This window comes from Hymenobacter sp. NBH84 (genome assembly GCF_014217645.1).
In the GTDB taxonomy this organism is placed as follows: Bacteria; Bacteroidota; Bacteroidia; order Cytophagales; family Hymenobacteraceae; genus Hymenobacter; species Hymenobacter profundi.
Map to the genome: position 1 here is coordinate 1,289,114 of NZ_CP043644.1, position 24,260 is coordinate 1,313,373.

Here is a 24,260-nt window from a genome sequence, read left to right on the forward strand (position 1 = left end):
TACTTGCAGACACCGGACAATCTCAACCGTTGAGAAAGGCCGCTTAATTGATACATTCCTATGGATTTGCACATGACAGAACTAGAGCGGGACATCATCCGCGAGATTCTGAACATTGGCCTGGCTAGGGCAGCTGACTCCTTCGCGGTAATTGCGCAGGAGCGGGTGCTGCTAGAGGTGCCCAACCTGGACCTAGTGCCGGGCAGCAACATCCTGGGGCGCGTGCATGAGTACGAGGGTACGCACGTCATCATTCAGTCTGATATTAAGGGTGACTTCAACGGCACCACGCTCATGTTCTTTTCGGGGCAGCATGTGCAGCGACTTTCCAAAGTGTGCCTGCGGATGAATGTGAGCGACAGCATCAAGATAGACGCGATGCAGGAATCATTGCTACTGGAAATAAGCAACATTATTACGGGGGCTTTGGTAACGCAGCTAGCTAACATTCTAAAGTCGAATATCTACGGCGCGCCGCCCGTGGCACCTCGCGGCAATATCGCGGACTCGCTCAATAGCCTGATGAGCAACCGGCCCATGGTGCAACCGCTGATTTTCTCGGTTATCACCCAGTTTTCCGACAAGGACAACTCCGTGGAATTGCCACTGATGATTTTCTTTGACCGCGAGACGTTTGCTAAAATGCTGGAGATTATCCGCACCTATAACTTCATGGGCGGGCAAGCCCCGGCGTAAGTACGCCGTTTGCGAAGTATTTTCGCGCTGGCTATTGTTTGGTTGACTACTAGCGTACTCAGCCGGACGGTAGCTGGCGTTTTGTTTTCATTCGTTTTTTTACCGCTTTTTCATGGAATATTCCGCTGATTCTTCGCTGGAACAAAAGCTGGCTAACTTCGACCCCAATGCACTTGGTGACACGGCGGGCGGGGTGTATGGCCTACCCTTCACGGTGGAGGAAGCTCAAATGGTAATTGTGCCCGTGCCGTGGGAAGTCACTGTTTCCTACCGTGCTGGTACCGCCGAAGCCCCCGAAGCTATCCGCGACGCCTCATTGCAAGTAGACCTCTATGACCCAGATATTCCGGATGCGTGGCGCCTGGGTCTGGCGATGGAGGAAGTAGATGAGCACTGGGCTCAGGAAAGTCGTACCCTACGCGAGCAGGCCGCCAGCTACATCGGCTGGCTGGAGGCGGGCCAACCCGCCGCCGATGCAACGCGTTTTGCCGGCACAGCCAACGCCATCAGCCAACGTGGCCAGGAACTGCTCATGTGGCTGAAAAATAAGAGCGGCGCCCATCTCGACGCTGGCAAAGCCGTGGTCGTGCTAGGCGGTGACCATAGTACGCCGCTAGGCTACCTACACGCCCTAGCCGAGCGCCACCAGGAGTTCGGTATCCTGCAAATCGACGCGCATTGCGACCTGCGTCCCGCCTACGAGGGGTTCACGTATTCGCACGCTTCCATTATGCACAACGCTCTGCAACTGCCGCAGGTGAAGAAGCTGGTGCAGGTAGGCATCCGTGATTTGTGCCAGCAGGAGGCCGAAACCATCGACCAATCGGGCGGGCGCGTGGTAATGTTCCACAACCGTTTTCTGCGCGATGAGATGTACGCCAAGAAATCGTGGAAAAAGCAGTGCGGCAAAATCATCGCGCAGCTACCTCAAAAAGTATACATCAGCTTTGATATTGATGGGCTGGACCCCAAGCTGTGCCCCGGTACCGGCACGCCCGTACCCGGCGGATTGGAGTTTGAGGAAGCCGTATATCTGGTGCGGCAAATTGTGCGCTCGGGCCGCGAAATCATTGGTTTCGACCTGAACGAAGTAGCCCCCGGCGACACCGAATGGAATGCCATTGTAGGTGCTCGACTACTCTACAATCTGTGCAACTGGATGGCCGTATCGCAGGGCCGTTTGAAAGCGCGCAAAGCCGAATAGGTTATATAGCCGAACGCTAATGCTGTATTTGCGTATGAATGGACCAGCCTGCGGTTGCAGGCTGGTCTTTTTTCTCTCCCCAACCCTCTCCAATCATGGGATTCATACTCAAACTCCTGCTTACGGCTATTCTGACGTACTTACTGGCCTCGTTCCTGCCCGGCGCGCACATCGATGGGTTCGGCTCGGCTATTTGGCTGGTTATCGTGCTGGCACTACTCAACGCGTTTGTGAAGCCAATTCTGCAACTCATTGGCCTACCCATCACCATCATCACTCTGGGCTTGTTCTTGCTGGTTATCAATGCCCTGATCATCATGCTAGCCAGCTATCTGCTGAGCGGCTTTGAAATCAGTGGTTTCTTCGCGGCGCTGCTATTCAGCATTGTGCTGTCGTTGGTAACTACGGTTGTAGACAAGGTAGTTGACTAACTATCAATTAAGCCAAAGAAAAAGCCGGCTGCTCATACAGAGCAACCGGCTTTTTCTTTGGCTTAGCGCTATATACTTACAGCCGCCGCAGCTGCGCGCCCAGCGCCGTCAGGCGCTTGTCGATGTGCTGGTAGCCGCGGTCAATTTGCTCCACGTTCTCAATCACGCTGCGGCCCTCAGCCGATAGCGCAGCAATGAGCAGCGCTACCCCAGCCCGGATGTCGGGCGAAGTCATGCTGATGCCGTGCAGGCGCGTGCGCTTATCCAGCCCGATAACGGTGGCGCGGTGCGGGTCGCAGAGGATAATCTGCGCGCCCATGTCGATCAGCTTGTCTACGAAGAACAAGCGCGACTCAAACATTTTCTGGTGAATCAGCACCGTGCCTTTGGCTTGGGTAGCTACTACCAGAATGATGCTGAGCAGATCGGGTGTGAGGCCAGGCCAGGTGTGGTCCGAGATGGTCAGGATGCTACCATCAAGGTAAGTATTGATTTCGTAGTGGTCCTGGGCCGGAATGTAAATGTCATCATCCCGAAATTCCAATTGAATGCCCAGCTTGCGGAACGTATCCGGAATCAGACCCAACTCCGCAATCTGGCAGTTCTTGATGGTGATTTCGGAGCCCGTCATGGCCGCCAACCCGATGAACGAGCCGATTTCAATCATGTCGGGTAGCATGCGGTGCTCGGTGCCGCCAAGGCTTTCCACACCTTCTATAGTGAGCAGGTTGGAGCCGATGCCGTTGATTTTGGCACCCATGCGTACCAGCATTTTGCATAGTTGCTGGAGGTAGGGCTCGCACGCGGCGTTGTAAATGGTGGTAGTGCCCTCGGCCAGCACGGCCGCCATCACGAGGTTGGCGGTACCCGTTACGGAGGCCTCATCCAGCAACATGTAGGTGCCTTGTAGCTTGCCGTCGGTGCTGATGCGGTAGAAGTCGTTGCCTTCCAGTGTGAGCTTACCACCCAGTTTTTCGAGGCCCACGAAGTGCGTGTCTAGCGGACGGCGGCCAATTTTGTCGCCGCCGGGGCGTGGGAGCTGGCACTTGCCGAAACGAGCTAACATCGGCCCCAGAATCATCACCGAGCCGCGCAGCGCCCTACCCTGGGCCACAAAGGCTTCCGTATCGAGGTAGTCTAAATGCACGTCGTCGGCCTGAAATACGTAGGTGTCGACGCCAATCTTGCCCACCTTCACACCCATGTCGCGTAGCAGCTCAATGAGCTTGTTCACGTCGCGGATATCGGGAATATTGCTGATGGTGACCGGCTCGGCGGTGAGCAGCACAGCGCACAAAATCTGGAGCGCCTCATTTTTGGCGCCCTGGGGGATGATTTCGCCCTTGAGGGGCTGGCCGCCGATTACTTCAAAAGATGCCATTTTTTAGGAGCTAGTAGCTGATAGCGGTCGGCTATCAGCTTTTCAAGGCGTTGGGAGAGAAATTGAGGGAACAAAGCTAACAGCTAACTACCATTAGCCAACAGCTAACAATAAAGCTTACTGCGGCGGTTGTTGCGGCTCCTGACGGCCTTTTTTACCGCGGCCGCGCTGTTTATCGCGGCGGTTGTTGTTGCCGGAACTACCGCGCCGGTCGTTGCGGTCGTTGCGGGGCTGCGGCACGATGAAAGGCGCTGGCCGGCCGTTGGTCGCAAACTCAAAGAGATTCTGCGCGTCTACCTGCGCCGGGTCGAGCGTGAGCTTACCTCCCGACAGCTCTTTCAGGTGCTTCAGGATGGTCACGTCTTTGGCGTTTTCCTTGTTGTAGGAACGGTACAAAAACTTCATGGTCCGCCCGATGGTGATGGTGGCCTGTTCGCGTTCCGCCGGGTCTTCCAACTCGGACGCCTGCTCAATCATCAGTTCCACGCCGCGGCCATAGGTTTTGAGCTTGGGGGCTTTGGCAGGGTAGGGGACGCGAGCAGGCTTGGCTTGGTTGAGGGTGCCCTGCATGGTTACGGGCGCGTCCACGTCCAGGTCCTCACCGGCCATAATGTAGAGGTGGTTCCAGAGCTTTTGCTGCACGTCTTGCTGGTCGCGCAAGCTGGGTTGCAGGCGCAGCATCAGTTGCACAAGCTGCTGGGCGCGGCGGGTGCGCTCGTCGCGGTCTTCGATGGTGCTCAGCTGCTGCACCAGCTCGTAGGTGCTTTGGCCGTACTCGCGCACCAGCAAATTATGTTCAGTAGGGATAGTCATGAGGAAAGAAAACAACCGGAGGGTAGGAGATACACCTAGCGCACAGCGGTTGCCGTGCGCTAGTCAAGAAATGCCCTACTCCGGTTTAGTGCAATTCGAGGTTAAATATACGGTAGGGAAGTATTGAGTTTTCAACTCAACATTTCCTCAATGCACTCGCAGCTTCGCGAAACTCAGGAGTAGCGTTTTTTCGCCTACCTCCTCAAACTTGATGGTTGCCTTGGTAGTACCATCCTGCTTTTCGAGCTTGGCTACGGTGCCGAAGCCGAATTTAGGATGTTCTACACGTTGGCCTGTTTGCAGGCTGCTGGTGTCAGAGGGCTTGAAATCGGAAGGCGTTACGTATTTAGTAGCGACAGTCTTACGTGGAGCAGGTGGCACCAGATTGGAACGGCGCTCAAACACATGCCCAAACGGCGACTCGCCCGCGCCCGGTCCGGCCGGCGTAGCGGCAAACTTGAAGTCAACAAACTGTGGGTCGATTTCATCCAGGAAGCGGCTTTTCTCGCAGCTGCGCAGGTTACCCCACTGGTAGCGTGAAGTAGCGTAGCTGAGCGTGAGCTTTTTCTCGGCCCGCGTGATGGCCACATAAAATAGGCGGCGCTCTTCTTCCAGATCGGCCCGCGAGGTAATCATCATCTGGCTGGGAAATAGGTTTTCCTCCATACCCACGATGTACACGTTGCGAAACTCCAAACCCTTGGCTGAGTGAATCGTCATCAGCGTCACCTGTTCGCCCTCAGCCTGCGCGTCCTTGGTATCGGCATCCGTCACCAGTGCAATGTCCTGCAAAAACGCGCCCAGCGACTTTTCCTCGCGCTCGGGGTCTTCCACAAACGCTTTAATCCCGTTCAGCAATTCCTGAATGTTCTCGTAGCGCGACAGGCCCTCAATGCTTTTATCGGCGTACAATTCCTCAATCATGCCCGACTCCTTGGCAATCTGCTTGGCGGCTTCGTAGGCATCGTGGATGGCCGCTTTGGCAGTGTACTCCTTGATTTTCTCCCCGAATCCCACCACCGGATTAGACACGCGCGCAGGTAAGAATTGGTCGGCATTGCTCACCACCTCCCACAAGGAGTGGTTGCTCTGCTCGGCCGCTTCCACCAGCTTGGCAATAGTCGTATCGCCAATGCCGCGCTTGGGGTAGTTAATCACGCGGCGCAGGGCCTGCTCGTCGTTGGGGTTCACCGTGAGGCGCAGGTAGGCCACCAAGTCCTTGATTTCCTTGCGCTGGTAGAAGCTCAAGCCACCCACAATCTTGTACTTGATGTTGAGCTTGCGCAGGGATTCTTCCATGGCGCGGCTCTGGGCATTGGTGCGGTACAGGATGGCAAAATCGTCATAGGACAGATGCTGGTTCATCTTGTCTTCGTAGATGCTTTGCGCCACCAGCTTGCCTTCCTCATTGTCAGAAGCAGCTTTCAGTACTTCAATCAGCGTACCCTCCTCGTTATCCGAGAAAACGTCCTTGCGCAGTTGGGCTTGGTTGTTTTTGATAACGGAGTTGGCCGCCCGCACAATGTTTTTAGTGGAGCGGTAATTCTGCTCCAGCTTGAACACCTGCAACTCAGGGTAATCTTTCTCGAAATTCAGAATGTTCTGAATATCAGCGCCTCGGAAGGCGTAAATACTTTGCGCATCGTCGCCTACCACGCAAATATTGCGGTCCTTGGCCGATAGCTTGCGCGTGATGAGGTACTGTGAGTAGTTGGTGTCCTGATACTCGTCGACCATCACATACTTGAAGATGTTCTGGTACTTATTCAGCACATCGGGGTGGTCTTTGAACAGGACGTTGGTCTGGTAGAGCAAGTCGTCGAAGTCCATGGCACCGGCCTTGAAGCAGCGCTGCTGGTATTGTTGGTAGATCACGCCAATCTTGGGCCGCAACGCTGCCTCGTCGTCGGCCCGGATGGCTGGGTCGTTGAGGTACTGCTGCACCGAAATCAGCTTGTTTTTGGCGGCCGAAATTCGGCCCAGCACCATGCCTGGCTTGTAGAGCTTGTCGTCCAGCTCCAGCTCCTTCAAAATCTGCCCTACCAGGGTTTTGGAGTCCTGGGTGTCATAGATGGTGAAGCTGCGCGGAAAGCCCATCTTGTCGGCCTCGGAGCGCAGAATGCGGGCGAAAATACTGTGAAACGTGCCCATCCAGAGGTTTTTAGCCTCGGGGCCTACCACCTTCTCAATACGGGCGCGCATCTCGCGGGCCGCTTTGTTGGTGAAGGTGAGGGCTAAAATGTTAAACGAATCAACACCTTTTTCGAGCAGGTTGGCGATGCGATACGTCAATACGCGCGTCTTACCGGAACCGGCGCCGGCTATAATCATGCACGGGCCCTCGGTCTGCATCACCGCGGCGCCCTGCGAAGGGTTCAGTAAAGAAAGATAATCTAAGGCCATGCGAAAAGCTAAGCGTTTTGGCGGGTTAGCAAAGATACGGCTTTGCGGGCGGCAGACGAAACGAAGTATCTTTGCGGTTCTTTTTCGCTTGTGTCATTGCCTTTCTACCCTATGTCTGCTGCTGGTCTTGCCAATGCTTCCACACCGGTTCCGCTGACCATTCTGTGTCTTTCGGCCAGCTGGGGCGGTCTGGAAATCAACACCGTTAAGCTAGCCGGCTGGTTGCTCGAACGTGGTTGGCCCGTGGAGCTTATCGGGTTGGCCGGTTCGCCACTAGCGGCACAGGCACAGCGGCAGGGAGTGCCTATTTGCTACTTGTCCAACCCCCTGCGCGTCGTAGATGTTCCCGCTGCCTGGCGGTTGCGCACAGCGTTGCGGAGGCACGGCGCGCGCGTACTTATCGTTACGCAAAATCAGGACCTGCCTTTGGCGGTGCTCTGCAAACGGTGGCTGGCGCCGCACGTGCGGTTGGTGTATCAGCAACACATGCAGCTAGGCCTCGCCAAGCGCGATTTGATCCACACACTGCGCTACCGTGCATTGGATGCCTGGCTTACCCCGTTGCCTGGCCTGGCCCAGCAAGTAGGGGAGAAGACCCGCATGGATATGCGCCGTGTGCACGTGGTGCCACTCGGGATTGAACTGGACTGTTTCCTGCATCCGGGCCTCACCCCGCAGCAAGCGCGGCAGCAGTTGCAACTAACCGCCACGGGCCAACTGCTTGGCCTAATTGGCCGTTTCGACGAAGGAAAGGGGCAGCAGTTTGTAGTGGAAGCCTTTCACCAGTTGCGGCGGCAGTTTCCAGAGCAAGAGTTGCACTTGGTGCTGGTAGGAGAAGCGACCAAAAATAATCAGCCCGCCAGCCACTACCGAGCAACAGTGCTAGATCGAATAAGGGAGTTAGAGCTGACGCCTTACGTGCACATTCGTGATTTCACAGATCAGCCCCAGATTGCCTACTGCGCCCTCGACGTGTTTTTGGTGGCCTCTGTCAACGAAACATACGGGATGGTTACCATTGAGGCCATGGCCGCCGGCCTACCCATCGTGGCAACAGAAGCAGGCGGTACCCCCGAAATTCTGGTGAACGACGAGACAGGTATTCTCTACCCGCTTGGTGATACGCAAGCGTGGCTAACCGCAGTGGGCTGGTGCCTGCAACAACCGGCACAGGCGAAGGAAATGGGCCTGCGGGCCCAACAAACGGCCATACGTACCTACTCGCACCACCAGCAATGCGCACTAACGGAGGATATTCTGTATCAGTTGTTGTAACCTAAAGCCGCCAACGAATGGTTATCTTTGCGTTTTGCTTTGCGTGACAACGCGCCACTCAGGAGCTGTTTGCACATTATACTATCTCTGCGAACCTCAGCAGAAACCTACGCTATGATCATCATTCAGAATACCGTCATTTCCGACGATGTGCGCGACAACTTTTTCGTGTGCAACCTAGAAGCTTGCAAGGGTGCCTGCTGCGTAGAGGGCGACCTGGGCGCCCCCCTGGAGGAAAACGAACTGCGAATTCTGGAGCAAGAATACGAGGCCATCAAGCCCTACCTCACCGAAGCTGGCCGCGATGCCATTGAGCAACAAGGTCTCTACATCAAGGATTGGGAAGGCGATTTCAGCACTACCACTATCAACGACCGGGAGTGCGCCTACGCCCTCTACGACGAGCGCGGCATCCTGAAATGTGGTATTGAGCAGGCCTACCTAGCGGGCGCTACCACGTTCAAAAAGCCCATTAGCTGCCATCTCTACCCTATTCGTATCAGCAAGTACGAAGATTTTGAGGCACTGAATTACGACCGGTGGGGCATTTGTAATCCGGCCTGTGCCTTTGGGGGCGAGCTAGGCGTGCGCGTGTACCAGTTTCTGAAAGAGCCGTTAATTCGGAAGTACGGTGAGGCGTGGTACGGCGAACTGGTGCAGGAGATTGAGAGTAGTGCGCAGGATTAATCCGGTAGGCGAAGTAAAGGCGAGTCTTCATCCGGTCCGGTTTCGATATCCTCATAGATAACGGCCAGCGAAACCTGGATATCGAGAGCTGACAGCGTAATCTTCTGCTGTAAATCTCTTGCAGAAGTCAGCAACCAGTTTCCATCTGCATGACGTGTGTAGTATTCCACAAGCCGGCGTCTCTGTGAAATAAGCACGTAGTGCTGAAGCGAAGGAATCTGCTGGTATTGTTGAAACTTCCAGCCTCTGTCGCGCGCCTCTGTAGAAGTTGAAAGTACTTCAATGATAAGCACTGGTTGATGCACAGTCCGTGGATCAGCATCGTTAGGGGCACAACTGACCACTACATCTGGGTAGTTATAATGCTGGTTTTCATCCACGGCTACCCGTACGTTTTCAGCAAAGACGGAGCATCCTCGGCCGCGCAATGCTCCGCGTAGAGCCACTACACAGTTCTGAATAATTAAATTATGTCTCTTTGTACCGCCTACTTTGTTTTCAGGCGTATCCAACGGAAAAATATCGCCGTGGTAGTACTCGTGCCGGATATCCGACGCCTCTTCTAATGCAAAGTATTCCTCCACCGTGTAGCGGCGCGTATAGTCAGGCTGGGTTGGCATAGGGTAGTGTATTTATACTTAGTAAAATAACAAGATTAAACACAAAGAAGCTCCAGGGCTATCCCCAGCGCTTCTTTGTGTTGCTTGCATCGTCTTAAAACGGCTTACAGCGTCGAAAAGTCAAACGACGTTTCCAAGAACTTGGTGGTAAAATCACCATCCCGGAAATTTTGATTGTCCATTAAGGCCAAGTGAAATGGGATGGTCGTTTTTACGCCTTCTACCACAAACTCAGAGAGAGCACGCTTCATCTTCACGATGCACTCCTCGCGGGTTTGAGCCGTGGTGATGAGTTTGGCAATCATCGAGTCGTAGTTGGGTGGAATAGTGTAGCCTGCGTATACGTGCGTATCCACGCGCACACCGTGGCCGCCAGGGATGTGCAGCGTCGTGATTTTGCCGGGTGACGGGCGGAAGCCATTCGTGGGGTCCTCGGCATTGATGCGACACTCCATGGCGTGCATCTGAGGGTAGTAATTATTACCCGTAATCGAGATGCCAGCGGCTACCTTGATTTGCTCCTTGATGAGGTCGTAGTTGATGATTTCCTCCGTCACGGGGTGCTCCACCTGAATGCGGGTGTTCATTTCCATGAAGTAGAAATCTCGGTTTTTGTCTACGAGGAACTCAATGGTCCCTACCCCCTCGTAGCCAATAGCCGAAGCTCCAGCTACGGCAGCTTTGCCCATCCGCTCGCGTAGCTCGTCGGTCATAAAGGGCGAAGGCGCTTCCTCCACCAGCTTCTGGTGGCGGCGCTGAATGGAGCAGTCGCGCTCCGAGAGGTGGCTGGTGTGTCCGTACTGGTCGCCAATCACCTGAATCTCGATGTGACGGGGCTCTTCTACGAACTTCTCCAGGTACACCCCGTCATTGCCGAAGGCCGCTTTGGCCTCCGTGCGGGCGTCGTTCCAAGCCTTCTCAAACTCCTCTTCCGAGTTGATGATGCGCATACCGCGGCCACCGCCGCCGGCCGTAGCTTTCAGGATAACGGGGTACTTAATTTTGGTAGCTACCTTCTTGCCCTGTTCTAGCGAGTCGAGCAGGCCCACGGAGCCCGGAATGCAAGGTACGCCGGCCTTCAGCATCGTGGCTTTGGCCGATGCCTTGTCACCCATCTGGTTGATCATCTCGGGCGAGGCCCCGATGAACTTGATGCCGTTTTCCTGGCAGATGCGCGAGAATTCCGCGTTTTCCGACAAGAAGCCGTAGCCAGGGTGAATAGCATCGGCGTTGGTAATCTCAGCGGCCGCAATCAGGCTCGGAATATTCAGGTAGGACAGCGACGAAGCAGGCGGCCCGATGCACACAGCTTCGTCGGCGAAACGCACGTGCAAGCTGTCTTTATCGGCAGTCGAGTACACGGCTACCGTCTTGATACCCATTTCCTTACAGGTGCGAATAATCCGCAGGGCAATTTCGCCCCGGTTCGCAATGAGGATTTTCTTAAACATGAGTGGGGTCTTGGGGTCTTAGGAGCTTGGGGTCTTAGTAGAAAAAGGAAAGGGTCTTGCGGACGTAGAGCTGGCAACAAACCAAGACCCTACGTCCCCAAGACCCCAAGACCCCAACAAATTACATCGGCTCAATCAGGAACAGCGGCTGGTCGTATTCAACGGGGGTAGCGTTGTCAACCATAATCTTCACCACGCGGCCTGCCTGCTCGGCTTCAATCTCGTTGAACAACTTCATGGCTTCGATGATGCAGATCACTTGGCCTTTCTCTACCAAATCGCCTACCTGCACAAATACGGGTGATTCGGGGCTGCTGCTACGGTAGAAGGTGCCAATCATCGGCGCTTTCAACGGCTGGTAGTTGCCAGCCGCGGATGCGGGTTCTGAGGCTGGAGCTGGCGGGGTCGTTGCAGTTGGAGCAGGAGCGGCGGGTAGGGCTGCTGCCGGAGCAGGGGCAGCCGGAGCTGCTGGCGCCGGAGCAGGGGCTGCGCTGCTAATCACCGGCTTGTAGCTAGGCTCGCGCTGAACCGAGATTTTAAATTCCTCGGTTTCAATGTTGACTTTGTTCAGGCCCGATTTGGCGATGAAGTCGATTAGGTCTTGTAGTTCTTTGGCTTTCATGAGCACGGTAGAGTGGAGTTGCTGGCAGAATTACTTAACCCGCTCGACGTAGCTGTAGTCGCTGGTCTTGATGCGGATTTTGGTGTCGGTATCAATAAATAGCGGCACTTGAATGCGGGCGCCCGTTTCTACAGTGGCGGGCTTGAGGGTGTTGGTAGCCGTATCACCGCGCAAACCGGGCTCGGTGTACGTTACTACTAAGTCTACAGTGGTGGGCAGTTCGGCCGTGAGAGGCTGCTCGGTTTCGGCGTGGAACAGGATGGTTACCTCCTGGCCTTCCTTCATCAAATCGGCAAAGGGTACCATAGCCTCGGGCAGCACTACCTGCTCAAACGAAACATTGTCCATGAAAGTGTAGCCGTAGTCGTCCTGAAACAGGTACTGATGCGGGCGCTGCTCCACACGGGCGGTTTCCACCTTCACCCCGGCATTAAACGTGTTATCTAGCGTTTTGCCGGTTTTGATGTTGCGCATTTTAGTACGCACGAAAGCCGGTCCTTTACCGGGTTTCACGTGCTGAAATTCAGTGATGACGTGCAGGTCGCCGTTGTAGTTCAGCACGAGCCCGTTGCGGAAGTCTGCGGTAGTAGCCATTTCTCTTAATTAGGAATTAGGAATTTAAAATTAAGAATTGAAAAAATCAGGACGTGAAATTGGTCGCTATTATGGGGTGAAAACCTGTTGAAACGGTCAATCTTATACTTCCTAATTAGTAATTCTTAATTGCGCGAAGCGCTGTCGTATGCCCATTTCACATAGAGCGCGCCCCAAGTGAAGCCACCCCCGAAGGCCGCAAAAATGAGGTTGTCGCCTTTGCGGAGCTGCTGCTCGTAGTCGGCCAAGCAAAGCGGGATGGTGGCGTTGGTAGTGTTGCCGTACTTTTGAATGGTAAGCATCACTTTCTCAGGGCCGATGCCCACACGCTGAGCCGTAGCGTCGATGATGCGCTTGTTGGCTTGGTGCGGCACAAGCCAAGCGATGTCGTCGGCAGAGAGGTGGTTGCGGTCGGCTACCTGAGCGGCTACGTCGGCCATGTTTTTCACGGCAAACTTAAAGACAGCCGCGCCTTCCTGGTAGACGAAATGCTCACGGTTGGCCACCGTTTCGGCAGAGGGCGGACGGCGTGAGCCACCGGCTTTTTGGTGCAGGTGCTGCTCGCCGCGGCCGTCAGAGCACAGCTCGTGGTCGAGTAGGCCCAGGCCGTCGGTAGTAGGCTCCAGCAATACGGCGCCGGCGCCGTCGCCAAAAATGATGCAGGTAGAACGGTCCGTATAGTCGATGATGCTCGACATTTTATCCGCCCCTACTACCACTACTTTTTTGTAGGTGCCAGACTGGATGAACTGTGCGCCCGTGGTGAGGGCATACAAAAAGCCTGAGCACGCAGCTTGCATGTCAAAGCTAAATGCTTTGGTGGTGCCAATGGCTGCCGAAATAATGTTGGCAGTGGCCGGAAAAACCAGGTCCGGCGTAGTAGTAGCGCAAATCAGTAGATCAATCTCCTCGGCACGCGTACCAGTTTTGGCAAGCAGCTGTTCTACGGCTTTGATAGCCATCACCGACGTGCCCTGGTTTTCGCCTTTCAGAATATGCCGCTCCTTGATTCCCGTTCGGCTTACGATCCACTCATCGGTAGTATCTACCAGAGTTTCAAGTTCTTGATTGGTAAGCACGTAGTCGGGTACGTAGGACCCTACTCCGGTAATGGCGGCAGTTATCTTCATCTTTGGGGGAGAGAGAAGCGCGGTAACACAAAGTCCGGCCGGAGCCGGACTAACGTCACTAAGACTTAAAGGTAGCTTTGATTTGGTCAGAAATACCGGATTCGGCCATTTGATAGCCTTGCACCAGCATGCTACAAATGGCGGTGGGTGTGCTTACACCGTGGCCGATAATCGCATTGTCGTTGATGCCTAGGATAGGGCTACCGCCAGCGGCTTCGTAGTTAAACTTTTCGAAGAACGGATCTACGATGGTATGACGCTCAACCAGAATATCATAAATCGACTCGGCCATTTTCAGCATCACGTTACCGGTATAGCCATCGCATACTACCACGTCCGCCTTGTCGTTGAACAGGTCGCGCCCTTCGATATTGCCAATGAAGTGGATATGCGGATTGACTTTCAGCAATTGATGAGCGGCTTGCAGCAGAGCAGTGCCCTTGCCTTCTTCCTCACCCAAATTCATCAGGCCTACCTTGGGGGTAGCAATGCCTAATACATATTGTGCGTAGAGCGAACCTAACTCGCCAAACTGCTCCAACATCTCGGGTTTGCACTCGGCATTGGCGCCTACGTCCAGAAAGATGCCATAGCCACCGTGCAGCTTCGGAACAAAGTTGGCAATAGCCGGGCGCAATACACCAGGTACTGCCTTCACACTGAACATGGCACCAACTAGCATGGCGCCAGTACTACCCGCCGAGCAGAATGCGTCTACCTCACCACTGTGTAGCATCCGGTAGCCTACGGCAATGCTCGAATCCTGCTTTTGCTGGTAGGCTTTTGCAGGGTGCTCGCCCATGGCAATTACCTGTGTAGCGGGGATGAAAGCCAGGCTATCGGCCGCTGCTCCATGTTGCTGGAGCAGCGGCCGTACAGCCTCCTCCTGGCCGATGAGCACAACTTGAGCTTTACCGGCTAGTTTCTGCGCGGCTAGCACGGCACCATCGACGGCAGCCTGGGGAGCGAAATCGCCCCCCATTGCGTCCAGGGCTATCTTCATGAACGGGTGTTAAGGAAGTCAAAGGTCAGGTTAATCGGCCGGGAGGGGCCAGCAGCGAGGGGTAGCGGGGACTACTCTTCGTCTTCGGTCGGAGCCGCAGCCGATGCTACCGGAGCGTAGTCCTTGATAGCTACCTTACCGTTCAGGTACAGGTCGCCGTCTACCACGTAGGCCTTGTGACGCAGGTGCAGTTCGCCAGTGGTTTGGCAAGCCGTTACAGCTTTAGGAGTCAGTTTGTAGTGGGTACGGCGTTTGTCACGTACGGCGGAGGAGGTGCGGCGCTTAGGATGAGCCATGGTATTGAAATGTTAAATGTTGAGTGTTAAATGTTGAATGACCAAGCGCTAATTCAGGTTGCGCAATGCGTTCCAGCGGGGGTCAGTGTAGTCGTCGTCATCGTCATCTTCGCCCTCGGTGCGAGTCGTGAAGATGAGTTTGCTGTCGGCATCAGGATTTTCGTCGGGCTCGTTCTGGAAGCGCGGGTGCAGCTTCTTCATCGGAATAGCCAAACCGATATAATCAAATAGGTGCTGCGCAATGGGTAGCACTTGCGTGTCGGACGTAATTTGCAGTACGTCCTCGTCCAGCTCAGCGTAGGTGTCGCCGAAGCGCACCAAGAGCTGCCGTTGCACGTCAATCGGCTGATCGAAATCATCTAGGCTTCGGTCGCAGGTGACCTGCACGGTACCTTTGATGTGAAAGTCGAGGGTCATCAGGCGGTCCGTCTTGAGCAAGTCCAGATCCACGTGCAGGTTGCCTTCCTGAATCAATTGCTGATCAAATCGGGCGAAGAAGTCCGGCCCCAACTCAAATGCATAGTGATGCATTTTATCCGCCAGTTTGGCGATGTTGAGGTCAAATTGAGAGTCTTTTTTCACGGTCGACTGAATAGCAGGGGGCAAAAGTAGAAAGATTTCCGCGGTTTGTGAAAGTGCGGGCAGACGCGGAAAAGGCTTAGGCAGTTTTCAGAATAAATTCCGGACTGATGCCCAGGCGTTCATAAAGCTTTTTGGCCAAGTCCAACGTCACGCGTCGCTTGCCGCTCAAAATCTGCGACAAGCGGCCGGCCGGCACCTCCAGCAACTGAGCCAATTCCTTTTGCTTGAGCTGCAAATGCTGGCGCTTCAGCTCAATCATTTCGGCCAGCGTGACGGGTAGGCTGGGCAGGTGTTGCAGTCGGGTTTCGTACTGCGCCAGTGCCGTTACCAGTGCCTGCGTTTCCTCCCCCGCATCTGCCACCGCCAGCAAGGCATCCAAACGGCGCAGCGCCTGGCGATATTGAGCTGGAGTGGAAAGCGTCATGCGACTGAAGAGCAACCGGTTTTAAAAGCTGGTGCAAAGGTCGTTAATAAATTTCAGACGTGAAATAAAGTTTCGATTTTGGAAAGATTTTATAAAGCTCGTGTAGATGATAGTGTGCTATGGAACAACATGTTGTGCGAAAAGTTATGTGTGTAAAAAGGTATTTGTAAATCGAGAAAAGCGTTGAATTTATCTACTCAGTAGTATGGCTTCAGGGCTTTTAAACAACCCCAACGCCATAAGTGCCGTGACGTGGTTGCTCCATACGGTTAAAACAGATCGTCCTTTACCGGCGCCGTGTAGGATTGGGGTTTACTATCCGTCTGGGGTAGGCCGAAGTAGAAGTGGAGCGTACGTTTCTTCGGCGCGTCGCCGGCGCGTACGTGGTTCAGCTCGCCACTTGGGCCAAGGTTCGGGGTGTTAGTGTCGATGTTGAGGGCCAGCTTGGTGCCCAGCGGCGGAATGGCATCCAGAAACGACAAGTTGCCAACGGGTAGGGCCGGAAACGACTTCACGCCCGACAGCCCATAGAACTCGAAGCGGCGCACGTAGAGGCCAGGGTCGGGACTGGCAACCAGGAACTTGCCTTCTACGGTGTTCATCTCCAGCCACACTACATCGGCAAAATAGCCCTTAAACTCAGGATAAATCCAGGGCGCGGCACCGGTTTGGGTGTCATTGTAGGGGTTTTCCCACACGTTGAGGCCGACGCCCTGCAAGCGGTTTTTCCAGACGCGGTAGGGGCCTTTGCCCAGCCATTTGGCCCCTAGCACGTAGTTTTCGGGGTAGGTGAAACTCACGCCTTCAAACGAATAGTCGCCGGCAGGTAGGGCGTATTCGTAGTCGAGCTGCAACCAGCCAGAGCCTTGCATTTTCCAGCGTACGGTATTCAGGTCGCCGGTGTAACGGGCTTCCACTACCTCGCCGTCGGCCTCAGTGCGGTGCGTGAGGCTAGTGAAGGCCGCCTTGCCGCTCACCATCACCGGGCCGTTGGCAAAGGAAAGCGTGGAGCCATTATTACCCTTGATGCCCGTAATGTGGCCATTAGTTTTGTTGAAGGTTACGCTAATGTTGCTGGCCGTCAGCATCAGGGTCGAGTCGGTTTCGGCTACTTGTACCGCACCTTTGGCGGGGGTAGAGAGCACACCGCTGAGCAACTGCGTGTTGGAGCCGGTTTTCCAGGTCCAGCGCTGCACCAGGTTCTGCTGTGGGTCGTAGGCCGAAAGCACTAGCGCGTCGTACTGCTGCCAGTTTTTGGGCAGGTCCAGCTTGAGCTGACCAGTGGCCAGCGGAGCTACGGCAGAGCTTTTAGCAGTGCCTTTCTGCTGACTGATGTAACCCGTAAACGGGTCGGTGGGCTTACGAAAATTCACCAGCTCCCACCGAAACGCGCACTGATTCAGGTTCAGGAAATGGTAGCGGTTTTCCACCGGTACCGTGCCCTTGAACTTGGCTGGTAGCTCCGTCAGGTTGATTTTAACAGGTGAATAAATGTCCCGAATGGCGTAGAAGCTGCCTTCCTTCTCGCGGTGCGGCCCTACCACGCCGTCAGGTGCATTCACCCCGTTCACGTCGATGATGCCGCGCTGGTCGGTGCGCACGATGCCCTCGTCTACCAGCGCCCACAGAAAGCCCCCGCCCGAGCGTTGTGACTTCCGGTGTAGCTCCCAGAAATCGGCCAGGGCGGTGCCACCGCCGCCATCATCCTGGGAGTGCAGAAACTCGGTGGGCATGTAGATGAGCGAGTCTTGAAGGATTTTCTCAGTGCTGTAATAGTTCTCGTAGTGGTTGGTGTCGATGCCGTTGTGCTGGTTACCGGGACGGTGGTGGGCGTGGATGACGGCGCGGCGGGAGAAGTCGTAGAGTGCATAATCGTCGTCTAGCTCCTTATTAGTGCCGCCTTCGTTGCCATTGCTCCAGAAGATAATACTGGGGTGGTTGGCGTCGCGCGTCACCATTTCGCGCACCAGCGGCGCGCCGGCCTTGATGCTGTAGGCCTTTTGCCAGCCGGCCAGCTCGTCGAGCACGTAGAGACCCAGCGAATCGCAAAGGTCCAGAAACTTCACGTCGGGCGGGTAGTGCGACATGCGCACGGCGTTCATATTCATTTGCTTAATGAGGCGCACGTCGGCCAGCTGGATGGAGTCGTTGAGGGTGCGGCCGGTTTCGGGCCACCAGCTGTGGCGGTTGGTGCCCTTGAGCTTTACCTGCGTGCCATTCACGAAGATGCCCTTGCCCCGCCGGATTTCGATGGTCCGAAACCCGAACTTGTCTGTGGTTTGGTACAGCGTGTTGCCGTTCGATTTCAAGCTGGTGCGCACGTGGTAGAGGGTGGGCGTTTCGGAAGTCCACTGCTGGGGTGTGCGCACGGTGGTACGCAGCGTCACCACGGTGTCGTTGGCGGCTGTGGTGGCCTGCGCTGTGCCTACGACTTTGCCCGCCGCGTCGAGGATTTCGGCCTGTACCTGAGTGTTGGCCGGCGCGTTGCGCAGGTAGGCCTGCATTCCGAAGCGTCCATCGGCCTGCCCGTCAACCGAGGTGCGGGTGATGAACTGCTGTGGGTAGGCCTCCAAGTACACGGACCGGAAAATACCGCCGAATACCCAGTAGTCGGCCAATCGCTCGGCGTTGTTCACCGACTGGTTCGCCGACATCTTACTCACCGTCACTTCCAGCAGGTTGTCCTGACCATTGGAGCGCAACTTGTCGGTGATGTCGTATTTGAACTCGTAGAACGCGCCTTGGTGGATGGGGCCGGCCAACTGCCCGTTGATGTTGACCTCGGTATCGGTCACCGAGCCCTCAAACACAATAAATACCCGCTTCTGCTGCCAGCTGGCCGGTACCCGAAACGTGTGCTTGTACTTGCCCTGCTCATCGGCAAAGCGAAAGTTCTTGCCGTAGGTTTTGTAGTCGCGGCCGTAGTTATAGGCGCCAAAGCCCTGCTGCTCCCAGCACGAGGGCACCGCAATTTTAGTCCAGAAACCGCTTTTGCGGCCGCCAGTGCAGTAGAAGTCCCACTGCACGATGGGGCGGTTGTCGCGCCCCGAAAGGTACTGTACCTGCTTTTGCGGAACACCCGATTGGGCTAGGGCTGGCTGGGCGCAGAATCCGCCGAGGATCAGCAGCAAAAAGGGAAGGAGCTTCACTATAGAATAGTAAGTGGGAGGAAAAGGCCGTGCCCGGCTTGGTAGGTAAAGTACCTACTAAGCCGGGCACAAACTATCCGGTAGTGTCCTGTATCTGGCGGCGGCTACCACACCACTACCTGACCGGCGCGCTGGCGCACCAGGTCGCAAGCCATATATAAGGCTTCGCGGAAGGAGGTAGGGTCGGCGCGGAACTGGCCGGCCAGGCCGTAGGCCGTGCCGTGGTCGGGCGAGGTGCGCACGATGGGTAGGCCCGCCGTGTAGTTCACGCCCCGCTCGAAGGCAAGCGTTTTAAACGGAATCAAGCCTTGGTCGTGATACAGTGCCAGGGTAGCATCAAACTGGTGATACTGCCCGGTGCCGAAATAGCCATCGGCAGGGTAGGGGCCGTACACGAGGTGTCCTTCCTGCAAAAATTGCTGAATAACGGGCGTTACGATTTTGCCTTCCTCCGTGCCCAGCAGGCCGTTTTCGCCGGCGTGCGGATTCAAACCCAGCACGGCCACGCGCGGTTTTTCAATCCCGAAATCCTGCCGCAACGAGTTCAGCAGGATTTGCAGCTTAGTGCGCAACAGCTCGGGCGTGACGCGGGTAGCCACATCTTTCAATGGGATATGCCCCGTGAGGGTAGCCACGCGTAGGTCGTCGCTGGCCAGCAGCATCAGGCTCTCGGAGGCCCCGAAGAAGCTAGTTAGAAACTCGGTGTGGCCGGGGTAGCGAAACTCGTCGGACTGCGTATTCTCCTTGCTGATGGGCGCCGTCACGATGCCATCGAGCAGGCCGTCTTTCAGGTCGCGGCAGGCGGCTAGCAGCGACTCGCGAGCGGCTGCGCCGCTGGCCTGGGTAGGCTGGCCGGGCGTGAGCACGAAGTCTTCTTCCCAGCACGTCACGGCGTTGAGCTTGCCGGGGTCGATATCAGCGGCCGAGCGCACCTGCCGGAACGTGAGCGGTCCTACCTGCTCATCTACCGGAAAATCGTCGAATAGCGACGTAGCCATGCCATACACCACAGGCGTGCAATACTTCAGCAAACGCGCGTCGAGGAAGGTCTTATAGATAATTTCCGGCCCGATGCCGGCCAAATCGCCAACGGAAATGCCGATGCGGGGGAGGTGGCTCATGGAAATGGTGAAGTTGTGAAGTTGTGGGTTGTTGATTTCAGTGGGTTAATGTCTGAAAATCGTCTGTCATCCTGAGCGGAGCGAAGAACCTTCTCACGTTAGGACGAGTCGTTGTTACGCCTGTCGTTCACGCGTGAGAAGGTCCTTCGCAAGCTCAGGATGACAGACGATTTTCAACGACTAACTACTAGAAAGCCGCTTACGCCTGCATTTTCAGGAAATCGTAGAGCAGGCGCACGGTGGTGCCAGTACCTCCTTTGCCACGGTAGCTGTCGGGCGCCATGAGGTAGGCGGGGGCGGCAATATCCAGGTGAATCCAGGGGTAGCCCTCGGCGAAGCGCTCCAGGAACTTGCCCGCCGAAATGGCACCCGCCTCGGCGCGGCCCAGGTTCTTGATGTCGGCAATGTCGGACTTGATGTGCTCGGCGTACTCCTCCCAGAGCGGAAACTCCACTACCCGTTCATGCACGCGTCGGCCCGCCTGCTGGAGTTGCGGCATGTAGTCGTCGGTGGTGCCCATGCCTACAATGCCCTCCTGGCCGATGGCGCGGGCGGCGGCCCCGGTGAGGGTCGCCATATCAATTACCAACGCGGGGTTGTATTTCTTGGCGAAGGCCAGCGCATCGGCCAGAATCAAGCGGCCTTCGGCATCGGTGTTCATCACTTCCACCGTTAGGCCGCTGTACATGGTCAGCACGTCGCCGGGGGCGAAGGCGGGGCCGCCGGGGCGGTTGTCGGTGGCTGGCACTAAGCCGATGACGTGCAGCGGTACCTGGTTTTTGGCCAGGGCGTAGAGTGTGCCCACCACGGCCGCGCCGCCGGCCATGTCGCACTTCATCATGTCCATGCTGTTGGGAGTAGGCTTCAGGCTGAGGCCGCCCGTGTCGTACACTACGCCCTTGCCTACCAGCACAAACGGCTTGGCGTTGGTAGCGCCTTCGGGCTTGTACTCCATAATGGTGAAGGTAGGTGGCTCGGGCGAACCTTGGTTCACGCCCAACAAGCCGCCCATGCGCAAGGCTTCAATGCGCACCAAATCCAGAATTTCGGTCTGGAAGCCGGCTTCTTCGCCCGCCGCAGCCATGCGTTCAGCAAACTGCGTAGCGTTGAGCTTATTATACGGTGCGTTCACCAGGTCGCGGGCCAGGAACACACCCTCCACTACTGCTTGCAGCTCCTGGACCAGTTGAGTCGTGAAGGCTGAACCGGTGAGGTACACCTGCGCCAGGGTAGGGGCTTGCTGCGACTTCTCATCGGTCTTATAGCCTGCAAACTGGTAGGCACTTAGGGCGATGCCCTCGGCCAGGGGTAGGGCGCCGGCCGAGTCGGAGGTGAGGTCCTGCACGTAGAGTGCGGCTACTTTGTCGGTTTTCAGGCGGGCGTGCAGCTGGTGGCCGCTTTTGCGCAGGACCTCTGCCGCGAGGGCAGGGGTAGCCTTATCGGCGGCCACCACGAAGTAGTGCTGGTGCGTGAAGTGGTTGAGGCTGATGAGCTTGCTATCGGCGGCGAGCTGGTCGGCTACGTACTGTCGAGCCGCTTCGGGTAGGTCGGTAGCGGCAGCATCGGGCAGTGTGGTGGTGCCGGCGGGTAGGATGAAAACGGTGTCGGCAGCAGCGGGCGCGGTGGCCGCATAGGTGAGTTGTAGGGACATAAAGACAGTAGGAGAAGTACTGAAAGTCGAAAGCGAGAACAACAGAGCCGCTCAAAACGGCGGTTTCGGGCGTATCTTTGGCAATTCGCAAGGTAGGCACTTTGCCCGGCCTTTTCCCTAAACGCCCTGCCCGTGGATTCTGTTAGAGCCAAAAAACACTTAGGTCAACACTTTTTGGCCGACCCCAACATTGCCCGGCGCATCGTGGAGGCGCTGCGCCTACCCAACGGTGTGCGCGAGGTGCTCGAAATTGGTCCCGGCATGGGCGTACTTACCGGCACGCTCCTGCAAAACCCGGCTTACCGCACGTCGGTGGTGGAAATTGACCGCGAATCGGTGGTCTACCTTCAGCAGCACTTCCCGGCGCTGGAAGACCGCATCATCTCCGCCGACTTTCTGCGCCAGGACCTCAACGAGCTGTTCCCCGGCGAGCCGCTGAGCATCATCGGCAACTTTCCCTACAACATCAGCAGCCAGATTTTCTTCCAGGTGCTGGCCCACCGCCAGCAGGTGCGCGAGGTGGTAGGGATGATACAGAAGGAAGTGGCCGACCGCCTAGCCGAAGGACCCGGATCCAAAACCTATGGTATCCTAAGCGTGCTGTTGCAGGCATTCTATGAAGTTGAATACCTGTTCACGGTGCCGCCGCACGTGTTCAACCCGCCGCCCAAAGTGCAGTCGGCCGTTATTCGCCTCACCCGCAACGCCATCGAGCACCTGGGCTGCGACGAAAAGCTGTTTTTTCAGGTAGTGAAGCAAGCCTTTCAAACTCGTCGCAAAACGCTGCGCAATGCCCTTAAGCCTTTCGGTATGCCCGCCGAGGCTACTACGGATGCCGTGTTCGACAAGCGCGCCGAGCAGCTAGGGGTAGGGGAGTTTGTCGAACTGACGAAGTGGGTGGAACAGCATAAGCAGTAGACCCTACCTTACCTGTTATCCTAAGCATTTGGCTTGATGCGCCACATGCTCAGGATGACAAAGCTTACAAACGGCGCTACTCTCTCAAAGCGCATCCTATCTTTTAATCCTTACTCTTCATTCTTAACTTGAAAACCTGTCTCTGCATCGACGAAATGCACCCCAGCCTGCCCGACATGCTGGCAGAAATTGGGGTGCAGCTTCACTACCGGCCCGACCTTACCGCCGCCGAAGTGCCTGCCGCCCTGGCTGCGCATCATTATGATGGCCTGATGGTGCGCTCCAAGCTGCGCATCACCGCCGCGCTGCTGGCGCACGGCCCGGCGCTGCGCTGGGTAGCCCGCGCCGGCGCTGGTGTCGATAATATTGATGAAGAGGCCTTGGCCGCGGCCAACGTGACCTTGCTGAATGCCCCCGAGGGCAACCAGGACGCCGTGGGCGAGTTTGCCGTAGGCTTGCTGCTGAGCGTGTTGCGCAACATTGGCCGGGCCGACCGCGAGGTGCGCGCCGGGCAGTGGCGGCGCGAGGCCAACCGTGGCGAGGAGGTAGGTGGCAAAGTAATCGGACTGATTGGCTATGGCCACATGGGCAAGGCGTTTGCCCGTCGCCTCGAGGGCTTCGGCTGCACCGTGTTGGCATACGACCACGACCCCAACTGCGCCCCCGACCAGTTTGCTACCCTTGTTTCATTGGCTGAACTGCAACAGCGGGCCGAGGTGCTGAGTTTGCACATTCCCTATTCGGCGGCCAATCATCATGTAGTGAATGAGGAAATGCTGACGGGATTCCGCAACGCCATCTGGCTGCTGAACACAGCGCGCGGCGAGGTGCTGGACCACGCCGCCTTGGTGCGCCAACTGGCTGCCGGCCAGGTGCGCGGTGCCGGGCTCGATGTGCTTGAAAATGAAAAGCTAGCGACCCTCACGCCTACCCAGCGCGCTACCTTTGATACGCTCGAAGCCGACCCCAACGTGCTATTTACGCCGCACATCGGCGGCTGGACGTACCAATCCTACCACCGCATCAATGAGGTTTTAGCTCGCAAAATCCACGATTTCCTGCGCCGGCACGCAGGGTAGACGCGCTGCACCGCTGCTACCGGATCGGGCCGGTGCTCGTGCTTGGTTTGTGGCGAATGTGTATATTTGCAGGAAACCTGTTTCGGAGAACGGTCGGCGCTGCTGACCGTTCTCCTTGTTTTTTAGCTAATCCACCAACCCGACATGGCTACTGTTAATTATTATACCCCCGAAGGTTTGCAGAAACTCAAAGACGAGTTGCAGGACCTGAAAATTCGTGGTCGGGCTAAAGCTGCCGACGACCTGCGCGAAGCCCGCGACAAGGGTGACCTGAGTGAAAACGCCGAATATGATGCCGCTAAAGAAGCACAGGGTTTGCTGGAGCTGAAGATTGCGAAGCTGGAAGAGATTGTGGGCAACGCCCGCCTGCTCGACGAGAGCAACCTCGACACCAGCAAAGTGCTCATTATGAGCAAAGTGAAGCTGAAAAACCTGAAAAACGGCATGGTGCTCGACTACACGCTGGTAGCCGAGGAAGAAGCCAACCTGGCGGCCGGCAAAATTTCCGTGAAGTCGCCCATCGGTAAAGGCCTGCTAGGCAAGTCGGCCGGCGATACGGCCGAGATTACCGTGCCCGCTGGCAAGCTGCAATTCGAGATTCTGGAAATTTCGCGGTAGGGATGCGTTGTACGCGCCCGGTCTGGGGTAGCGCATCATCATAGCATGGGAGAAGGGGAGGTCAGACGTTGGCTTTCCCTTTTCGTATTTATATACTCACTCATCGTTCTAC

The 24,260-nt window shown here is 56.2% G+C and carries 23 protein-coding genes; 8 read left to right on the forward strand and 15 right to left on the reverse strand.

Translation table 11 applies throughout. From position 1 onward, the window contains the following. Positions 1-72: 72 nt before the first annotated feature. The 3 genes from F1C16_RS05355 to F1C16_RS05365 all read left to right on the forward strand — a co-directional run bounded on the left by F1C16_RS05355 (position 73) and on the right by F1C16_RS05365 (position 2,331). Complete coding sequence (locus F1C16_RS05355) at positions 73-696, forward strand: chemotaxis protein CheC (RefSeq protein ID WP_185283319.1); 624 nt, start codon at positions 73-75, stop codon at positions 694-696. A gap of 112 nt (positions 697-808) precedes the next feature. Next, positions 809-1,900, forward strand: coding sequence for an agmatinase family protein (locus tag F1C16_RS05360; RefSeq protein ID WP_185283320.1), 1,092 nt, complete (start codon positions 809-811; stop codon positions 1,898-1,900). Between the two features lie 95 nt (positions 1,901-1,995). After that, positions 1,996-2,331: a phage holin family protein gene (locus F1C16_RS05365; RefSeq protein ID WP_185283321.1), complete on the forward strand. Its 336-nt coding sequence runs from the start codon at positions 1,996-1,998 to the stop codon at positions 2,329-2,331. A gap of 76 nt (positions 2,332-2,407) precedes the next feature. Here F1C16_RS05365 and murA read toward each other — a convergent pair whose 3' ends face one another. The 3 genes from murA to F1C16_RS05380 form a co-directional block, all read right to left on the reverse strand. Further along, positions 2,408-3,712 (reverse strand): UDP-N-acetylglucosamine 1-carboxyvinyltransferase, encoded by a 1,305-nt coding sequence (gene murA / locus F1C16_RS05370; protein ID WP_185283322.1) that lies wholly within the window; start codon positions 3,710-3,712, stop codon positions 2,408-2,410. A gap of 117 nt (positions 3,713-3,829) precedes the next feature. Next, positions 3,830-4,525: a DUF4290 domain-containing protein gene (locus F1C16_RS05375; RefSeq protein ID WP_185283323.1), complete on the reverse strand. Its 696-nt coding sequence runs from the start codon at positions 4,523-4,525 to the stop codon at positions 3,830-3,832. Positions 4,526-4,672: 147 nt separating this feature from the next. Continuing rightward, positions 4,673-6,928, reverse strand: coding sequence for an ATP-dependent helicase (locus F1C16_RS05380; RefSeq protein WP_185283324.1), 2,256 nt, complete (start codon positions 6,926-6,928; stop codon positions 4,673-4,675). A gap of 111 nt (positions 6,929-7,039) precedes the next feature. Between F1C16_RS05380 and F1C16_RS05385 the strand changes: the two genes are divergently transcribed. Together F1C16_RS05385 and F1C16_RS05390 are read left to right on the forward strand one after the other, a co-directional pair. Next, positions 7,040-8,203 (forward strand): glycosyltransferase family 4 protein, encoded by a 1,164-nt coding sequence (locus tag F1C16_RS05385; RefSeq protein WP_185283325.1) that lies wholly within the window; start codon positions 7,040-7,042, stop codon positions 8,201-8,203. Between the two features lie 114 nt (positions 8,204-8,317). Continuing rightward, positions 8,318-8,890, forward strand: coding sequence for a DUF3109 family protein (locus tag F1C16_RS05390; protein ID WP_185283326.1), 573 nt, complete (start codon positions 8,318-8,320; stop codon positions 8,888-8,890). On the opposite strand, the gene F1C16_RS05395 is transcribed toward F1C16_RS05390, so the two are convergent. From F1C16_RS05395 to F1C16_RS05450, 12 genes are all read right to left on the reverse strand, one after another. Beyond that, positions 8,887-9,510: a Uma2 family endonuclease gene (locus F1C16_RS05395; protein WP_185283327.1), complete on the reverse strand. Its 624-nt coding sequence runs from the start codon at positions 9,508-9,510 to the stop codon at positions 8,887-8,889. The genes F1C16_RS05390 and F1C16_RS05395 overlap by 4 nt on opposite strands. 104 nt (positions 9,511-9,614) lie before the next feature. Then, complete coding sequence (accC, locus tag F1C16_RS05400) at positions 9,615-10,961, reverse strand: acetyl-CoA carboxylase biotin carboxylase subunit (RefSeq protein ID WP_185283328.1); 1,347 nt, start codon at positions 10,959-10,961, stop codon at positions 9,615-9,617. A 121-nt stretch (positions 10,962-11,082) separates the two neighbouring features. Beyond that, on the reverse strand, positions 11,083-11,583 hold the full coding sequence (gene accB / locus F1C16_RS05405; protein ID WP_185283329.1) for an acetyl-CoA carboxylase biotin carboxyl carrier protein: 501 nt from the start codon (positions 11,581-11,583) through the stop codon (positions 11,083-11,085). A 30-nt stretch (positions 11,584-11,613) separates the two neighbouring features. Then, positions 11,614-12,177 carry an elongation factor P gene (efp, locus tag F1C16_RS05410; RefSeq protein ID WP_185283330.1) on the reverse strand — a complete coding sequence of 188 codons (564 nt, stop codon included), beginning with the start codon at positions 12,175-12,177 and terminating at the stop codon, positions 11,614-11,616. 125 nt (positions 12,178-12,302) lie between these two features. Beyond that, a complete protein-coding gene (locus F1C16_RS05415; RefSeq protein ID WP_185283331.1) occupies positions 12,303-13,307 on the reverse strand; it encodes a beta-ketoacyl-ACP synthase III in 1,005 nt (334 codons plus the stop codon). Between the two features lie 58 nt (positions 13,308-13,365). Then, positions 13,366-14,310: a phosphate acyltransferase PlsX gene (gene plsX, locus F1C16_RS05420; RefSeq protein WP_185283332.1), complete on the reverse strand. Its 945-nt coding sequence runs from the start codon at positions 14,308-14,310 to the stop codon at positions 13,366-13,368. A gap of 71 nt (positions 14,311-14,381) precedes the next feature. Next, positions 14,382-14,606 (reverse strand): 50S ribosomal protein L32, encoded by a 225-nt coding sequence (rpmF, locus tag F1C16_RS05425; RefSeq protein ID WP_185283333.1) that lies wholly within the window; start codon positions 14,604-14,606, stop codon positions 14,382-14,384. 48 nt (positions 14,607-14,654) lie between these two features. Next, positions 14,655-15,188, reverse strand: a complete 534-nt coding sequence (locus tag F1C16_RS05430) for a DUF177 domain-containing protein (RefSeq protein ID WP_185283334.1) — start codon at positions 15,186-15,188, stop codon at positions 14,655-14,657. Positions 15,189-15,264: 76 nt separating this feature from the next. Then, complete coding sequence (locus F1C16_RS05435) at positions 15,265-15,612, reverse strand: helix-turn-helix transcriptional regulator (protein WP_185283335.1); 348 nt, start codon at positions 15,610-15,612, stop codon at positions 15,265-15,267. Between the two features lie 269 nt (positions 15,613-15,881). Then, on the reverse strand, positions 15,882-18,761 hold the full coding sequence (locus F1C16_RS05440; protein WP_219733424.1) for a glycoside hydrolase family 2 TIM barrel-domain containing protein: 2,880 nt from the start codon (positions 18,759-18,761) through the stop codon (positions 15,882-15,884). A 104-nt stretch (positions 18,762-18,865) separates the two neighbouring features. Then, positions 18,866-19,882, reverse strand: a complete 1,017-nt coding sequence (pdxA, locus tag F1C16_RS05445; protein WP_185283336.1) for a 4-hydroxythreonine-4-phosphate dehydrogenase PdxA — start codon at positions 19,880-19,882, stop codon at positions 18,866-18,868. A gap of 199 nt (positions 19,883-20,081) precedes the next feature. Next, the gene (locus tag F1C16_RS05450; RefSeq protein WP_185283337.1) at positions 20,082-21,533 is read right to left on the reverse strand and encodes a M17 family metallopeptidase; all 1,452 of its coding nucleotides are present in this window, start codon (positions 21,531-21,533) and stop codon (positions 20,082-20,084) included. A 132-nt stretch (positions 21,534-21,665) separates the two neighbouring features. Here F1C16_RS05450 and rsmA point away from each other — a divergent pair, with 132 nt between their 5' ends. From rsmA to greA, 3 genes are all read left to right on the forward strand, one after another. Continuing rightward, positions 21,666-22,451, forward strand: coding sequence for a 16S rRNA (adenine(1518)-N(6)/adenine(1519)-N(6))-dimethyltransferase RsmA (rsmA, locus tag F1C16_RS05455; RefSeq protein WP_185283338.1), 786 nt, complete (start codon positions 21,666-21,668; stop codon positions 22,449-22,451). A gap of 128 nt (positions 22,452-22,579) precedes the next feature. Further along, on the forward strand, positions 22,580-23,530 hold the full coding sequence (locus F1C16_RS05460; protein ID WP_185283339.1) for an NAD(P)-dependent oxidoreductase: 951 nt from the start codon (positions 22,580-22,582) through the stop codon (positions 23,528-23,530). 144 nt (positions 23,531-23,674) lie between these two features. Continuing rightward, complete coding sequence (greA, locus tag F1C16_RS05465) at positions 23,675-24,148, forward strand: transcription elongation factor GreA (RefSeq protein WP_185283340.1); 474 nt, start codon at positions 23,675-23,677, stop codon at positions 24,146-24,148. Positions 24,149-24,260 lie beyond the last annotated feature (112 nt).

Bases quoted from the DNA above. Each gene is read 5' to 3' on its own strand.
- F1C16_RS05355 (WP_185283319.1), top strand. From the start codon at position 73: ATGACAGAACTAGAGCGGGACATCATCCGCGAGATTCTGAACATTGGC.
- F1C16_RS05360 (WP_185283320.1), top strand. From the start codon at position 809: ATGGAATATTCCGCTGATTCTTCGCTGGAACAAAAGCTGGCTAACTTC.
- F1C16_RS05365 (WP_185283321.1), top strand. From the start codon at position 1,996: ATGGGATTCATACTCAAACTCCTGCTTACGGCTATTCTGACGTACTTA.
- murA (WP_185283322.1), bottom strand. From the start codon at position 3,712: ATGGCATCTTTTGAAGTAATCGGCGGCCAGCCCCTCAAGGGCGAAATC.
- F1C16_RS05375 (WP_185283323.1), bottom strand. From the start codon at position 4,525: ATGACTATCCCTACTGAACATAATTTGCTGGTGCGCGAGTACGGCCAA.
- F1C16_RS05380 (WP_185283324.1), bottom strand. From the start codon at position 6,928: ATGGCCTTAGATTATCTTTCTTTACTGAACCCTTCGCAGGGCGCCGCG.
- F1C16_RS05385 (WP_185283325.1), top strand. From the start codon at position 7,040: ATGTCTGCTGCTGGTCTTGCCAATGCTTCCACACCGGTTCCGCTGACC.
- F1C16_RS05390 (WP_185283326.1), top strand. From the start codon at position 8,318: ATGATCATCATTCAGAATACCGTCATTTCCGACGATGTGCGCGACAAC.
- F1C16_RS05395 (WP_185283327.1), bottom strand. From the start codon at position 9,510: ATGCCAACCCAGCCTGACTATACGCGCCGCTACACGGTGGAGGAATAC.
- accC (WP_185283328.1), bottom strand. From the start codon at position 10,961: ATGTTTAAGAAAATCCTCATTGCGAACCGGGGCGAAATTGCCCTGCGG.
- accB (WP_185283329.1), bottom strand. From the start codon at position 11,583: ATGAAAGCCAAAGAACTACAAGACCTAATCGACTTCATCGCCAAATCG.
- efp (WP_185283330.1), bottom strand. From the start codon at position 12,177: ATGGCTACTACCGCAGACTTCCGCAACGGGCTCGTGCTGAACTACAAC.
- F1C16_RS05415 (WP_185283331.1), bottom strand. From the start codon at position 13,307: ATGAAGATAACTGCCGCCATTACCGGAGTAGGGTCCTACGTACCCGAC.
- plsX (WP_185283332.1), bottom strand. From the start codon at position 14,310: ATGAAGATAGCCCTGGACGCAATGGGGGGCGATTTCGCTCCCCAGGCT.
- rpmF (WP_185283333.1), bottom strand. From the start codon at position 14,606: ATGGCTCATCCTAAGCGCCGCACCTCCTCCGCCGTACGTGACAAACGC.
- F1C16_RS05435 (WP_185283335.1), bottom strand. From the start codon at position 15,612: ATGACGCTTTCCACTCCAGCTCAATATCGCCAGGCGCTGCGCCGTTTG.
- pdxA (WP_185283336.1), bottom strand. From the start codon at position 19,882: ATGAGCCACCTCCCCCGCATCGGCATTTCCGTTGGCGATTTGGCCGGC.
- F1C16_RS05450 (WP_185283337.1), bottom strand. From the start codon at position 21,533: ATGTCCCTACAACTCACCTATGCGGCCACCGCGCCCGCTGCTGCCGAC.
- greA (WP_185283340.1), top strand. From the start codon at position 23,675: ATGGCTACTGTTAATTATTATACCCCCGAAGGTTTGCAGAAACTCAAA.